This window comes from Allobosea lathyri, assembly GCF_900108245.1.
Taxonomy (GTDB): Bacteria; Pseudomonadota; Alphaproteobacteria; order Rhizobiales; family Beijerinckiaceae; genus Allobosea; species Allobosea lathyri.
Genome location: NZ_FNUY01000018.1, coordinates 44,435 through 58,597, shown reverse-complemented (window position 1 = coordinate 58,597; position 14,163 = coordinate 44,435). Strand labels below are relative to the sequence as shown.

At 66.5% G+C, this 14,163-nt stretch carries 12 protein-coding genes; 8 read left to right on the top strand and 4 right to left on the bottom strand.

The annotated features are described in order from the left end of the window. Positions 1-25: 25 nt before the first annotated feature. Entirely contained in the window at positions 26-487 is a 462-nt protein-coding gene (locus tag C4S73_RS26230; RefSeq protein WP_244595806.1) for a PTS sugar transporter subunit IIA, read from the top strand. Between the two features lie 5 nt (positions 488-492). Here C4S73_RS26230 and C4S73_RS26225 read toward each other — a convergent pair whose 3' ends face one another. The 4 genes from C4S73_RS26225 to C4S73_RS26210 form a co-directional block, all read right to left on the bottom strand. Continuing rightward, a complete protein-coding gene (locus tag C4S73_RS26225) occupies positions 493-1,524 on the bottom strand; it encodes a trans-3-hydroxy-L-proline dehydratase (RefSeq protein ID WP_103875539.1) in 1,032 nt (343 codons plus the stop codon). Between the two features lie 107 nt (positions 1,525-1,631). Further along, positions 1,632-2,504 carry an ABC transporter permease gene (locus C4S73_RS26220; RefSeq protein WP_103875538.1) on the bottom strand — a complete coding sequence of 291 codons (873 nt, stop codon included), beginning with the start codon at positions 2,502-2,504 and terminating at the stop codon, positions 1,632-1,634. Next, complete coding sequence (locus C4S73_RS26215; protein WP_103875537.1) at positions 2,501-3,442, bottom strand: ABC transporter permease; 942 nt, start codon at positions 3,440-3,442, stop codon at positions 2,501-2,503. The genes C4S73_RS26220 and C4S73_RS26215 overlap by 4 nt, the downstream gene beginning before the upstream one ends. Before the next feature lie 62 nt (positions 3,443-3,504). Next, a complete protein-coding gene (locus C4S73_RS26210; RefSeq protein ID WP_103875536.1) occupies positions 3,505-5,016 on the bottom strand; it encodes an ABC transporter substrate-binding protein in 1,512 nt (503 codons plus the stop codon). 198 nt (positions 5,017-5,214) lie between these two features. Between C4S73_RS26210 and C4S73_RS26205 the strand changes: the two genes are divergently transcribed. The 7 genes from C4S73_RS26205 (at position 5,215) to rsgA (ending at position 14,147) form a co-directional block, all read left to right on the top strand. Next, the gene (locus C4S73_RS26205; protein ID WP_244595805.1) at positions 5,215-6,423 is read left to right on the top strand and encodes an ROK family transcriptional regulator; all 1,209 of its coding nucleotides are present in this window, start codon (positions 5,215-5,217) and stop codon (positions 6,421-6,423) included. After that, positions 6,420-7,193, top strand: a complete 774-nt coding sequence (gene nagB, locus C4S73_RS26200; protein ID WP_103875535.1) for a glucosamine-6-phosphate deaminase — start codon at positions 6,420-6,422, stop codon at positions 7,191-7,193. Before C4S73_RS26205 ends, nagB begins: the two co-directional genes overlap by 4 nt. Continuing rightward, the gene (gene ggt, locus C4S73_RS26195; RefSeq protein ID WP_103875534.1) at positions 7,190-8,785 is read left to right on the top strand and encodes a gamma-glutamyltransferase; all 1,596 of its coding nucleotides are present in this window, start codon (positions 7,190-7,192) and stop codon (positions 8,783-8,785) included. The genes nagB and ggt overlap by 4 nt, the downstream gene beginning before the upstream one ends. A gap of 49 nt (positions 8,786-8,834) precedes the next feature. Next, on the top strand, positions 8,835-10,448 hold the full coding sequence (locus C4S73_RS26190) for an ABC transporter ATP-binding protein (protein ID WP_103875563.1): 1,614 nt from the start codon (positions 8,835-8,837) through the stop codon (positions 10,446-10,448). Between the two features lie 38 nt (positions 10,449-10,486). Further along, positions 10,487-11,719, top strand: coding sequence for a Gfo/Idh/MocA family protein (locus C4S73_RS26185; RefSeq protein ID WP_103875533.1), 1,233 nt, complete (start codon positions 10,487-10,489; stop codon positions 11,717-11,719). A 194-nt stretch (positions 11,720-11,913) separates the two neighbouring features. Continuing rightward, positions 11,914-13,113, top strand: coding sequence for a pyridoxal-phosphate-dependent aminotransferase family protein (locus C4S73_RS26180; RefSeq protein ID WP_103875532.1), 1,200 nt, complete (start codon positions 11,914-11,916; stop codon positions 13,111-13,113). Between the two features lie 26 nt (positions 13,114-13,139). After that, positions 13,140-14,147: a ribosome small subunit-dependent GTPase A gene (gene rsgA, locus C4S73_RS26175; RefSeq protein ID WP_103875531.1), complete on the top strand. Its 1,008-nt coding sequence runs from the start codon at positions 13,140-13,142 to the stop codon at positions 14,145-14,147. Positions 14,148-14,163: the final 16 nt, after the last annotated feature.

Genomic DNA, 14,163 nt, shown 5'->3' with positions numbered 1-14,163 from the left:
ACCGGGATTCAACACAGGAATTCACGTGAATACGACCATGAAGGCGTCGGATTTCATCCGACCGGACAACGTCATCCTCGACCTCCCCGCGCCGACCAAGGCGAGGGCTCTCCAGATCATCGCGAAGAAAGCTGAGGCAGCGCTGTCGATCCCGGCGAGCGTCATTCTCGATGCGCTCCTGCGGCGGGAAAATCTGGGCTCGACCGGAGTGGGCGAGGGCGTCGCGATCCCCCATGCGCCCGTGCCGGGGCTGGCGAAACCGTTCGGCTTGCTCGCGCGGCTCGGCAAACCGGTCGATTTCGAATCGATCGATGGCATGCCTGTCGATATCGTCATCGTGCTGCTGACGCCGGGCAACCCCGGCCGGGATCATCTCAACATGCTCGCCTGCGCCGCGCGTCATCTGCGCTCCCAGACCGTGCTGTATGGCATCCGCGCTGCCGCGACCGCCGACCAGCTCTATGCGGCCATCGCAGCCGACGTCTAGCTCGATCAGCCGAGGCGCGGCCAGGTATCCGAGAGTTTGTAGCCGCCCGGAAATGGATCGCTGGGATCGAGCATGTCCTGCCGTGTTCCGGTGATCCAGGCCCGTCCCGAGATCGACGGGATGATCGCCGGCCTGCCTCCGACCTGCGTCTCGGCCTCGATCCGACAGTCGAAGCGGGTGCCGATGATCGAGCGGCCGATGAAGCTGTCGCCGACCCGCAGCTGGCCGCGGGCATGCAGAAGCGCCATCCGTGCGGAACAACCGGTGCCGCAGGGCGACCTGTCGATCTTGCCCGGCGCGATCGCGACCGCGCTGCGGCCTGTTGCGACGCCCTCCTCGAATGTGACGGGCATCGTGACCTGGCAGAAGGAGATATGGGCCCAGTCGGGATTCTCCGGATGCCGGAAGCCGATCTGTTCGTTGGCGGCGCTAACGATCTTGATGCCGAGCTCGGCGATGTCCCGGGCCTCGTCGGCGGCCACGGCAAGACCGAGCGCGCTGCCATCGACGACGACGAAGCTGTCGCCGCCATAGGCGGTGTCGACGCTCAGCGTACCGATGCCTGCGACCTCGATCACGGCGTCGAGACGGTCGGCGAAGGAGGGCAGGTTGCGCACCGTGATGCGCTCGGCCTTGCCGTTCCTGCAATGCGCGACGACGTCGATGAGCCCACCGGGCGCTTCCAGCACCAGCCGCGTCTCCGGCTCCGACATGGGTATGATACCGGTGTCCAGCAGCACGGTCGAAACGCAGATCGAGTTCGACCCCGACATCGGAGGCGTATCCTCCGGCTCCATGACGATCCACCCCACCTGCGCGCGCGGGTCCTTGGGCGGCACCAGCAGGTTGACATGCCGGAAGACGCCGCCGCGCGGTTCGTTCAGGACGAAATCGCGCAGCGTCTTGTCGTTGGCGATGAAGCGCGACTGCTCCCATAACGTGCTGCCCGGGGGCGGCAGCACGCCGCCGACGATGACATCGCCGACCTCACCCTCGCAATGGCAGGCCACGATGTGAACGATTTTGGATGTGCGCATGGCCCTGCCTTGATCTGTTGCCGCGGATATCAGGCGTCACTTCCGGCTTGATCTCAAGAGGGGCGGTGCGACGGCGTCCGCACTGAGGCTTCAGTCCAGAGCAATCCTCAGTCGCGCGGGTTCAGCGCATCATTCAATCCGTCGCCCAACAGGTTGAAACCGATCACCACCGTGATGATCGCAAAGCCCGGCCACAACGCCATCCACGGCGCTTCGCCCAGGAATTGGCGGGCGACATCGAGCATGCTGCCCCAGGATGGCGCGGGCGGCAGCTGGCCCAGGCCGAGAAAGGCCAGGCTTGCTTCGGCGAGAACGGCGATCGCCATCGTCAGCGTCGCCTGCACGACGATCGGGGCCAGCACATTGGGCAGGATCTGGCCGGTCAGCATCGCGACATGGCCGATGCCCTGCGAGCGCGCGGCGGCGATGTAGTCCTCGGTGCAGACGATCAGCGTCTGCGCACGGGCGACCCGGACGAAGATCGGCATCGCCGAGATGCCGATGGCGATCATCGCGTTTTCCAGGCTGGGGCCGAGAAAAGCCGCCAGGGCGATGGCCAGCACCAGAAAGGGGCAGGCCAGCAATGCATCCGCCATCCGGGAGATCGCGATATCGGCCAGGCCGCCGAAATAGCCGGCGATCAGCCCGAAGGGCACGCCGACCAGCACGGCGACCGCAACCGATACGATGCCGGCCATCAGCGAGGCCCGCGTTCCGAAGATGACGCGCGAGAGCACATCGCGGCCGAGATCGTCGGTGCCGAACCAGTGCGCGAGATCCGGCGCCTGGCGAATGGCCATCCAGTCGGGCGCATTGGGATCATAGGGCGCGATCCAGGGCGCGAGGAAGGCGATCGCGATGAAGAAGGTCACGATCGCCGCGCCGATCGCGGCGGAGGGCTCGCCCAGCAGGCGGCGGAATTCCGAGCGCGCCGGTGCACGCGTGGCCGCGGCGACGGGTGTGGTTGCGGGCAAGGTCACGTCCGGAGCCTCGGATTCAGCAGGACATAGGCGATGTCGGCAAGCAGGCTCATCAACAGGAAGACGGCCGCCGTGCACAGCACCACGGCCTGCACCACCGCATAGTCCCTGCTGAAGACGCCATCGACGATCATCTTGCCGAAGCCCGGGATCGAGAACACCTGTTCGGTCAGCACCGCGCCGGCGAGAAGTTCGCCGAACTGCAGCGTGCCAAGCGTCACCACGGGGGTCAGGGCGTTGGGTAGCGCGTGCTTGAGCACGATAAGCCGCTCGCGCACGCCCTTGGCGCGGGCTGTGCGGACATAATCCTGCTTCATGGCGCCGATCATCGCGCTTCGCGTATGGCGCATGATGATGGCTGCTGTTCCGGTGCCCAGCACCAGAGCCGGCATCAGCATGCCCCGCAGATTGCCCCAGATGCTTTCCGAGAGCGGGACATAGCCGCCCGCCGGCAACCAGCCGAGATTCACCGAGAACAGCAGGATCAGCATGATGCCGAGCCAGAAATTCGGGATCGACAGCCCAGCCAACCCGAACAGGCTGGCGCCGTAATCGAGCGCCGAACCACGGCGCAGCGCGGCGAGCACTCCGACCGGTAGTCCGATGAGTAGCGCGATCAGCATGGACAGGATCGCGAGCTCGATCGTGACCGGGAGTTTTTCCGCCAGCATCGTGCCGATCGGCAGGCGCGTCCGCACCGACGTACCGAAATCACCCCTCACGAGCCCCGAGAACCAGGCGGCATATTGCACAGGAACGGGATCGTTGAAGCGATACTTCTCGCGCAGATACTCGATGACTTCAGGATTGCGTTCTTCGCCTGCCAGCGCCAGCGCCGGGTCTCCGGGCAGGAGCTTCTGAAGCCCGAAGACCATCATCGACACGAGCAGCAGGGTTGGCAGCGCGACGCCGAGGCGTCGCAGCAGAAAGGCCGTCATGATGACAGTCTTGCTCCATTCAAAGCGCGCGATGGCCGGGGGGACATCGCGCGCGTGGGCAGTCAGTTGGCGGGCTTGAGGCCGTTCAGGCGCAGCAGGCCATCGGGATACATCTCGACGCCCGCGACCGCCTTGCGGCCGGCGAAGAACCAGTTCGGGTGGTAGAGCGGGATCGAGGAGAGTGCGCTGAGATAGATGCCCGTCGCCTTGGCGTAGAGCGCCTTGCGCTTGGCCTCATCGGCCTCGCCACGCGCTTCGGTGAGGATCGCGTCGAGATCCTTGTTGCAGTATTTGTTGACGTTCTGCGACCCCGTGCAGCTGAAGAACGAGATCAGCGTCGGATCAGGGTCGGCGCGCCCGCTCCAATTGCCGATATAGGCTTCGAAATTGCCGTTGAGGTAACGCTCGATCGCAGACGCCGTCTCGAGCGGCAGCAGCTTCACGTCGAAACCCGCCTCGCCGGCCATCGACTGCACGATCTGGGCGACGCGGCCGTCGGCGAGTGCATTCTCATAGGTCAGCTCGACGGGTACGCGCGTCATCCCGGCCGCAGCGATCAGCGCCTTGGCCTTGGCGACGTCGCGTGCCGGGGCCTTGTTGGCCTGGCTGTAGAACGGGCTCGAGGGCGAGATCATCTGGTTGTCGGCCAGGAACTCGCCGTTGAAGGCGACGCGATTGATGACGTTGCGGTCGATCGCGAGTTCGAAGGCCTGCCGCAGGGTCGCATTCTTGCCCAGCGGCGTATCGGCCTTGGCGCCGGCCCCGACATTGAACATCAGATGCGAGACGGCGAGGCCCTGGCCCGAATGCAAAGCGAGGTTGGCATCGTCTCGTACTTTCTTGAGGTCGGTCGGCGCGATACGCTCGGCGATGTCGAGATCGCCGGCGCGCACGCGCGAAAGCCGGACAGTTGAGTCCGGCACGTAATAATACACCACCTCGTCATAGCCGATCTGGCCGGCGTTCCAGTAGCCCGGGAACTTCTTCACGCGGATGAGGTCGCGGGATTTGCGCTCGACGAACTGATAGGGACCGGCGCAGACCGGGCTCGCGGCGAACTCGCCGGCCTTTTCCGTCGCGGCCTTGGGCGAGACCATCATGCCGGCGCGGTCGCTGAGATTGGCCAGCAGAGGTACGAAGGGCTCCGACAGGTTGAACTTGACCTTGTCGGCGGCGAGCGCCTCCACGGTCGCGACCGGCGCGAGCTCCGCCTTGCGCTTGGAGTCGGGCATCGTCTTCATGCGTTCGATGTTGAACTTCACGGCAGCGGCATCGAAGGCGGTGCCGTCGTGGAAGGTCACGTTCTTGCGCAGGGTGAAGGTGATCGCCTTGCCATCGGGCGCCCATTCCCAGCTTTCGGCGAGCTGCGGCACGATCTTCAGGTCGGGCGATATGTCCACGAGCTTGTCGCAAAGCGAGGCGAAGATGAAGCGCCCGGCATAGGTGCCGCTCAAGGCGGGGTCGAGCGCATCGGGGTCGTCCTGCGTGCCGACGCGCAGGGTCGTGGCTTGGGCGGAGGCGATCGCCAACGCCATGGTCGATATGGCAACCAACGCTGTGCACAGGCGTCTCATGCGGATCCCCTCCGTCTGTTTGTTCGGTAGTCCAGCGCAAAGCAAGCACGCCTCATATCATTTGTAAACGGCCCGAACGAATTGCGTGTGCCTCGCTCTCGCATATCGAAAAATGATGCCACGAAGCTGACCAAAAGCCGCTTGACGGAAGCTTCTCATCATTATTAGTTCGGTATCCAGACTAATCGGATTGGCTTCATGCGTCTCGACACATCGTCCTCGCCCGTCGCGCGGCAGCAATCGATCAGGCTCGTCATCGAGCGCCTGCTGCGCGATGGTTCGGTTTCACGCGCGGAGATCGCGCGTGGCACGGGCCTGTCAAAGCAGACTATTTCCGAGGTCATGCGAGATCTGGAACGCGACGGCTGGGTGCGCGAGGACGGGCAGATCCAAGGCACGGTCGGCCGCAGCGCGGTGACCTATGCCTTGCGGCCCGATGCCGCCTTCGTGCTCGGCATCGACCTTGGCGGCACGAAGCTGCATGTCGCGCTGGCCGATCTGCAGGGCAGGATCGTCGCCGACAGCGTCGAGCCCACGACCGGCGAAGGCGGCGAGGCCGTCGTCGCGCAGATCGGGCGAATGGCCGACACGTTGCTGGCGCGCGCCGGCGTGCCGGCCCAGCGCCTGCGCGGCGGTGTCATGGGCAGCCCCGGCATCATCGATCCCAAATCGGGCGCCATCGTCATCGCGCCCAATATCGCGGGGCTCGATTCCATCGACGTGCCCGCTGCCCTGCGAGCCAGGCTCGGCATCGACATCGCCATCGAGAACGACGTCAATCTCGCCGCGATCGGCGAGCATTGGCGCGGCAACAGCCGCAAGGCCCGCACCTTCGCCTTCATAGCGGTGGGCACGGGCATCGGCATGGGCCTGTTCGCCGATGGCCATCTCATTCGCGGTGCGCGCGGCGCGGCAGGCGAGATCGCCTATCTGCCGCTTGGCGCAGACCCCTACGATACGCGCGGCATGCGGCTGGGCACGCTGGAAACCGCGATCGGCAGCGCCGGTATCGCCGAGCGTTATGCCGGCCTGGGTGGCGAGCCCGGCACCACCGTGCGCGCGATCTTCGACCGGCTGGAGAGCGACGAGGCGGCCCGCACCACCATCGACGAAGTTGCCCGCGTCATCGCGACCGCGGTTCTGGCCGTGCACAGTATCATCGACCCCGAGATCGTCGTGCTCGGAGGCAGTATCGGCGCAAGGCCGGAGCTTAAGCTGCGCATCGAGACCCATCTGGCACGCTGCATGCGCGAGCCCGCCCATATCGAGATCAGCGCCCTCGGCAATCAGGCGACGCTGACCGGTGCGATCGGCAGCGCGATCGATCTCGTGCATCGCTCCCTGTTCGGCATAGGCACGGATGCGAGCCCTCTCGCGCTGCCCGTGGCCGCGGAGGCCGCGGAATGACACTCCATTCGCCGCATCTGGAGGTTCTGGCGGATCACGCGAGCGTGGCCGAGCGCGCCGCTGCCCTCGTCATAGCGCGCCTGCGCGGCGGTGCGCCCGTCACGCTTGGGCTGGCGACCGGGGCAACCATGACGCCGCTTTACGCGAGACTGAGCGAGGCCTGCTGCACCGGCGCGGTCTCGTTCCGGGCTGTTACGAGCTTCAATCTCGACGAGCATGTCGGCGTTCCCCCGCATGAGCCCGGCAGCTTCGAACGCTACATGCACGAGCATCTGCTGGATCATATCGACATGGCGCCCGGCCATGCGCATCTCCTGGACGGCATGGCCGGAGATCTCGAAGCCGAGGCTGCCCGTTACGAAGGGCTGATCGCTGCTGCCGGCGGCATCGACCTGCAATTGCTTGGCATCGGAGCCAACGGCCATATCGGCTATAACGAGCCCGGATCGGATTTCGCCTCGCGCACCCGGCAGATCACACTCGACCCGGCGACCCGGCGCGCCAACGCGGCGAGCTTCCTGAAGCGCTCATCCCCGCCCGACCGGGCGATCACCATGGGCATCGAAACGATCCTCGCTGCGCGCGCCATAATCGTGATCGCGACGGGGCGGGCCAAGGCGAAGGCGATAGCCGCCGCGCTCGAGGGGCCCGTCACCACCGACTGTCCGGCCTCCGCGCTTCGGATGCATGGTGACGTCACCATCCTTTGCGACGAAGAGGCGGCCTCTCTGCTCGCCGCATTCCAGAACAAGGTCAGGAAAACGGGATGAGCTGGGGACAGCGTGACTTCATGGCGCCGGGCCGTTCGCTTGCGGTCGGCGATCGCGGCGTGGCGGCGACCTCCCATCCCGCAGCCACCCTGGCGGCCGTCGACATCCTGCGAGCCGGCGGCAATGCGGTCGATGCAGCGATTGCCGCCGTCGCGCTGCAGGGTGTCATCGACCCCCACATGACCGGGATCGGCGGTGATTGTTTTGCAATCTATGCTCCAGCACAGGGCCGGCCCGTCGCGATCAACGGTTCTGGCCGGGCACCGGCCAGGGCCGAACTGGCATGGTTCCAGCAGCATGGCATCACCGCCATCGCCGACGATTCTCCCCATGCCGTCACCGTGCCCGGCGCGGTCGATGCCTGGTGCCGTCTCTCGGCAGCTCATGGCCGGAAGGGGCTCGATGCGGTGCTGGCTCCCGCGATCCGGGCAGCGGAGGACGGTTTCGTCGTCACGCCACGCGCCGCATTGGACTGGGCGCGCTATGCAAACCGTATCCAGCGACATGGCGCGGGCGTGCCCGTCTATCTGCCGGGCGGCGTCGCGCCGACGACCGGCAGCAGGCTGACGCATCCCGCGCTCGCCGCGACGTTGCGCATGATCGCGCGCAAGGGCAGGGCCGCCTTTTACGAGGGCGTGGTTGCCGAGGAGATCGTCGCCACTCTGAAGGGGCTCGGCGGGCTTATGGAGCTGGAAGACCTCGCCGGCGCCGGAGCCGACGAGGTCGCCCCGATTGGCGCCGACTATCGTGGCCACCGTCTCCTGGAGTGCCCGCCCAATGGTCAGGGCGTGGCGGCGCTGCTGATCGCCCGTATCCTCTCGGGTTTCGATTTGAGCGATGCCGACCTTAGCGAGGCCGATCGGATTCATCTCCTCGCCGAAGCCAGCAAGGCGGCCTATCGCCAGCGCGACGCGCTAGTGGCCGATCCGGCTTTTCATCCGCTCGATGTCGAAGCACTGCTGTCGGAGGCCTCCGTCTCGGCCCTGCGCGGCAGGATCGACCTGAAACGCGCTAGCGAGCCCACAGCGTTCGACATGCCTGTTCACCGCGACACCGTCTATGTCGCGGTGGTCGATCGCGACGGCAACATGGTGTCTTTCATCAATTCGCTCTTCTTCGCCTTTGGCAGCGGCATCTATGCGCCGCGCTCCGGCGTGCTGCTGCAGAACCGTGGCGCTGGCTTCCGCCTGATCGAGGGCCATCCCAACGCGATCGCGCCGCGCAAGCGGCCGTTCCACACCATCATTCCCGGCCTGCTCGAGAAGGACGGCAAGCCGGTCATGGCGCTGGGGGTGATGGGCGGGCAATATCAGGCGACCGGCCATATGCAGATCCTGAGCGGCGTGCTCGACCTCGGCCTCGACATCCAGCAGGCTTCCGACGTTCCCCGCAGCTTCGCCTTCGACGGCGCCCTCTCGCTGGAGCCGACCGTCTGCGCATCCGTCGCCGACGATCTGATCGCGCGTGGTCATCGCGTCACCTGGGCCGACGAGCCGATCGGTGGCTTCCAGGCCGTGCAGGTCGATCATGAGCGCGGCGTGATGCTTGGTGCGTCCGACCACCGCAAGGACGGCATCGCGTTGGCGGCATGAGGACAATGGAAGCAGCCATGCAGGCGGATCGCGCGTCATGAATGCCGCAATGCCCGGCGCGATCCTGTCGATAGAGGCGCTGACGCTTGCCTTGCCTGCAGGCGCGGACCGGCCCTTCGCGGTGGAGCAGGTCTCGCTCGCGCTCTATCCGCGTCAGATTCTTTGCATTGTCGGCGAATCCGGCTCGGGCAAGTCGATGTGCGCCTCGGCGGTCATGGGCCTCCTGCCGAAGGCGATCGCGGTCGCCGGCGGCGCGATCCATTTCGAGGGCCGCGACCTCCTGACTTTGCCGGCGGCGGACTGGCGCGAATTGCGCGGCCAGCGCATCGCGATGATCTTCCAGGAGCCGATGACGGCGCTCAATCCCGTCATTCGCATCGGCGACCAGATCATGGAGGCGTTCGAGGCGCATGGCCGCCTCACACCCGCCGAACGTCGTGCCCGCACCATCGCGCTGGCCGAAGAGGTCGGCCTGCCCGAGCCCGAGCGCATTATTCGCAGCTACCCGCATCAGCTCTCGGGCGGCCAGCGCCAGCGCGCGATGATCGCGATGGCACTGGCGCTCGAACCGTCGATCCTCGTCGCCGACGAGCCCACCACTGCGCTCGACGTCACTACGCAGGCGCAAATCCTGCGCCTGATCCGCGACATCCAGCAGCGGCGCGGCATGGCGGTGATGTTCATTACCCATGATTTCGGCGTCGTCGCCGATATCGCCGACCGCGTCGCAGTGATGGAAAAGGGCCGCGTCGTCGAGGAGGGCGCGGTTGCCGACGTGCTGGAACGACCGCAGCATCCCTATACGCGCCGGCTGCTTGCCGCCGTGCCCACGCTGTCTCCGCCCGTGCGATCCTCCGTCGCGGCCGAACCCGTTGCCTGCGAAGCGACGGGGCTCGGCAAGATCTATCGCAGTAAGGGCTGGTTCGGCGTCGGACGCGAGGTCGCGGCCGTGAAGGATGTGAGCTTCGACATCCGGCGCGGCGAGACGCTCGGCCTCGTCGGGGAATCCGGCTCGGGCAAGAGCACGATCGGCCGGCTCGTGGTGCGTTTGATCGAGGCCGATTCCGGCGTCGTCCGCATCGGCGAGCTGGACTTCACGCAAAGCGCGGGCGCGGGCCTTCGCGCCGCGCGCAAACATGTCCAGATGGTGTTCCAGGACCCTTTCGCCTCGCTCAATCCGCGTCGTCGGGTCGGCCAGATCATCGCCGACGGGCCGATCGCCCATGGCGTCGCCAAGACGCAGGCATTCGCGCGCGCCGAAGAACTGCTCTCGCTCGTCGGGCTCGATGCGAGCGCGATGCGGCGCTTCCCGCACGAATTCTCCGGCGGCCAGCGCCAGCGCATCGGCATCGCCCGCGCCTTGGCGCTCGATCCCGATGTCCTCGTCGCCGATGAACCCGTCTCGGCGCTCGATGTCTCCGTGCAGGCGCAGGTTCTGGCGCTGCTCGAAGAGCTCAAGACGCGCCTGCGGCTCGCCATGCTGTTCATTACCCATGATCTCAACGTCGCCGCCCAGGTCTGCGACCGGATCGCGGTGATGCATCGCGGCGAGATCGTCGAATTGAAGCCGACCGCCGAACTGCTGAATGCGCCCGAGCACCCCTATACCCGCGCGCTGCTTGCCGCCGTTCCGGGCAGGCAACGCATCGCGCCGCTTTCCTGATCCGACGCCGCTCGTTTCCATTGCCGGAGATCCAACCGATGTCACAGCTTCCCGAACTTCCGCTGCTTCGCATTGGCCTGATCGGCAGCGGCTTCATCGCGGCGTTCCACCTGCAATCGATGCTCGGCGTTCGCAATGTCGCGGTTTGCGGCGTCTACAGCCGCTCGCATGAGCGCCGCACCCGGCTGGCCCAGAAGGCGCGCGACCTCGGTCTCGGGCCGGCGCATGTTTTTGACAGCGTCGAGGCCATGGCGATGTCGGGCGAGGTCGATGCGCTCTGGCTGCTGACGCCCAACGACACCCGCCTCGACATCATGCGCGAGATCCATCGCCTGACGAAGGCCGGCGCGCCGATCCGCGCCATCGCCTGCGAAAAGCCGCTGGCGCGGACGCTGGCCGAAGCGCGGGAGATGCTGGCGCTGGCCGAGGATGCCGGCCTGCTGCATGGCTATCTGGAGAACCAGCTCTTCTCGACCGCCGTCATGCGCGGCAAGGACATCATTTGGCGGCGCGCCGTGCCCCAGGGTGGACGGCCCTATCTGGCGCGCGCGGCCGAGGAGCATTCCGGCCCGCATGAGCCCTGGTTCTGGCAGGGCGAGCGACAGGGCGGCGGCGTGCTGTCCGACATGATGTGCCATTCGGTCGAGGTCGCCCGCTTCATGCTGACCGCACCCGGCGCTGCCCGCGACACGCTGAAGCTGGTCAGCGCCAGCGCGACGACCGCCAATCTCAAATGGACGCGTCCGCGCTATGCCGCCGACCTGAAGGCGCGGATGGGCATCGATTTCGCCAGGCGTCCCGTCGAGGATTTCGCACGCGGTATCCTGACGCTGGAGGATGCCGACGGGCATCAGCTGATGATCGAGGCGACGACCTCATGGGCCTATGTCGGCGCGGGATTGCGCATTCAGCTCGAATTGCTCGGCCCGGAATATTCGATGGAATTCTCATCGCTCTCGACCGGGCTCAAGGTCTTCCTCTCGCGCCATGTCACCGGCTCGGAGGGCGAGGACCTCGTCGAGAAGCAGAACGCCGAGCAGGGCCTGATGCCGGTGATCGAGGATGAGGCCGGGGTCTACGGCTACACCGACGAAAACCGCCACATGGTCGAGGCCTTCCGGCGCGGTCTCCAGCCGGCCGAGACCTTCCATGATGGCGTCGGCGTCATGGAAATGCTGATGGGCCTGTATCGCTCGGCCGAACTCGGCCGCACGGTGATGTTCCCGGATGCCGAGCTGGAAAGCTACGTTCCGGTCGTCGCCCGTCCCTGACACGGTCACGGCAGGCAAATTGCGGCAACTCCATCTTGACTTGGTTTGCCGCGACGGGCAGGCCGGATAGCGTTACGGACGGGCGGCGCATTGCCTCACGGTGTCGAGAAGCGTCGGCGTTGCGGTTTCGCCGTGGGCCATCCCGACCCACGGGCTGCTCGTCCGTTCGGACTGCCAAGCTTCAGGAGCCTTTCATGAGTGTCGCCAACGGCCGGGCATTGCTGGCAACACCCGGCCCGACCAATATTCCCGATCGCGTGCTCCAGGCGATGATGCGGCCGGCGGAAGAGCTCAACACGGCTGCGATGATCGCGCTCACGGACGGACTGCTGGGTGATCTGAAGCGCCTGTTCCGCACCGAGGCCCAAACCTACATCTATGCCGCCAACGGCCATGGCGGTTGGGAGGCGGCATTGACCAACGTCCTCTCCCGTGGCGACAAGGTTCTCGTGCTGTCGAGCGGCCGCTTCGCCATGGGCTGGGGCGAGATGGCAGGCTTCATGGGCGCCGATGTCGAGGTGCTCTCGGGTTCCTGGCGCGCGGCGGTCGATCCTGCTGCCGTCGAGGCCCGGCTGCGGCGCGATCCGGACCATGAGATCAAGGCGGTTCTGGTCGTCCAGATCGACACGGCCTCGGGCGTGGTCAACGACATCCAGGCGATCCGGAAGGCGATCGACGCCGCCGGGCACCCTGCGCTCTACATGGTCGACGGTGTCGCGTCAGTTGCCTGCATGCCCTTCGAGATGGACGCATGGGGCATCGACGTCGCCATGTCGGCTTCGCAGAAGGGGCTGATGACGTCGCCGGGACTCGCTTTCGTGGCCGCCAGTGACAAGGCGCATCGCGCCCACGAACGGGCGACGATGAAGACCCTATATTGGGACTGGACCTCCCGCCGCAGCCCTCTGCATTACATGAAGCATTGCGGGACGCCGCCGGAGCATCTGATGTTCGGCCTGCGCGCTGCTTTCGACATGATCTTCGAGGAGGGGCTGGAGGCGATCTGGAGCCGGCACGCGCTTCTGGCCGGCGCCACCCACGCGGCGGTTTCGAAATGGGCCGAGGGGCAGGCGCTGTCGTTCAACATCGTCGAGCCCTCGCAACGCGCGGCCTCGGTGACGCCGGTCCTGTTGCAGGGCTACGAGCCCGACGCCCTCGCCGAATACACCCGCGCGGTCTGCGGCGTGACGCTCGGCTCCGGCATCGGCGATCTCACCGGCAAGGCCTTCCGCCTGGCCCATATGGGACACGTCAACGCGCCGATGGTGCTCGGCGCGATCAGCTCGGTCGAGATGGCCTTGCAGGCCCTTCAGGTCCCCCATGGCAGCGGCGGGGCGGCTGCCGCCATCGCTCATCTCAGCCAGGGCGCCTCGCAGGACCGGGCGACGCTGTGACGGGGCGCCCCGCCCTGGCCGGTCCTATGACGCTTGCCGGCCTGGGTTGGTCCGACTTCTTCGAGGATCAGGTCGAGCCTCGCGAGGCGGACCTCGTGCGGGCGCGTATCGCCACGATTCACCGCACGCGGCTGACAGCGATATCCGAAACGGGGCCGCTGGGGCTGACACTGCCGGTCCATGCCCGCACGCGAGACTTTGCCGTGGGCGACTGGGTTCTGGCCGAGCCCGACACCCAGCTGATGCGGCGTCGCCTGGCCCGCAGGACGGTGCTCGAACGTCGCGGCGAAGGCAGCAAGATCCCGCAGCTGGCGGCGGCCAATGTCGACACGCTGTTCATCGTGACCTCCTGCAATGCCGACTTCAACATCGGCCGGCTGGAACGGTATCTCGCGCTGGCCAATGAGTCGGGTGCCGTCCCGGTGATGCTGCTGACCAAGGCCGACGCTGTCGACGATGCGGCGACGTTCCAGGAGCAGGCGGCCGCGCTGCAACGCGGGCTTCCCGTCATCGTGCTGAACCCACGCTCTCCGGAAGCCGCGACTGCGCTGGCGCCATGGTGTGGTGCCGGGCAGACCGTGGCGCTGGTCGGTTCGTCCGGCGTCGGCAAATCGACATTGGTGAACACGCTGGCGGGTCCCGCACAGGAACTGCCCCAGGAAACCGGAGACATCCGCGAACACGATTCCAAGGGCCGGCACACCACGACGTCGCGCTCGCTCCATGCCATCGCTGGTGGCGGCTGGGTGATCGATACGCCGGGAATGCGGACGCTGCAGGTCGGCGATGCCGCATTCGGCATCGAGACGCTGTTTGCTGAAATCACCGAGCTTGCCCCTCAATGCAAGTTCCGCGACTGCACCCATGCGCATGAACCCGGCTGCGCCGTCCAGGCTGCGGTCGACAACGGCACGCTCGATCCGGCGCGCCTGAGCCGCTGGCGCAAGCTGCTCGAAGAAAACCGCGAGAACTCACCGGATACGAGCGGGCCGCGCGGCAGCAGCCCCGCGCCGGGGCGCTTTAAGAGGCGTTAAGCATAAGCTGAGAGCG

Bases quoted from the DNA above. Each gene is read 5' to 3' on its own strand.
- ggt (WP_103875534.1), top strand. From the start codon at position 7,190: ATGAGCTGGGGACAGCGTGACTTCATGGCGCCGGGCCGTTCGCTTGCG.
- C4S73_RS26185 (WP_103875533.1), top strand. From the start codon at position 10,487: ATGTCACAGCTTCCCGAACTTCCGCTGCTTCGCATTGGCCTGATCGGC.
- C4S73_RS26190 (WP_103875563.1), top strand. From the start codon at position 8,835: ATGCCCGGCGCGATCCTGTCGATAGAGGCGCTGACGCTTGCCTTGCCT.
- rsgA (WP_103875531.1), top strand. From the start codon at position 13,140: ATGACGCTTGCCGGCCTGGGTTGGTCCGACTTCTTCGAGGATCAGGTC.
- C4S73_RS26210 (WP_103875536.1), bottom strand. From the start codon at position 5,016: ATGAGACGCCTGTGCACAGCGTTGGTTGCCATATCGACCATGGCGTTG.
- C4S73_RS26180 (WP_103875532.1), top strand. From the start codon at position 11,914: ATGAGTGTCGCCAACGGCCGGGCATTGCTGGCAACACCCGGCCCGACC.
- C4S73_RS26225 (WP_103875539.1), bottom strand. From the start codon at position 1,524: ATGCGCACATCCAAAATCGTTCACATCGTGGCCTGCCATTGCGAGGGT.
- C4S73_RS26215 (WP_103875537.1), bottom strand. From the start codon at position 3,442: ATGACGGCCTTTCTGCTGCGACGCCTCGGCGTCGCGCTGCCAACCCTG.
- C4S73_RS26205 (WP_244595805.1), top strand. From the start codon at position 5,215: ATGCGTCTCGACACATCGTCCTCGCCCGTCGCGCGGCAGCAATCGATC.
- nagB (WP_103875535.1), top strand. From the start codon at position 6,420: ATGACACTCCATTCGCCGCATCTGGAGGTTCTGGCGGATCACGCGAGC.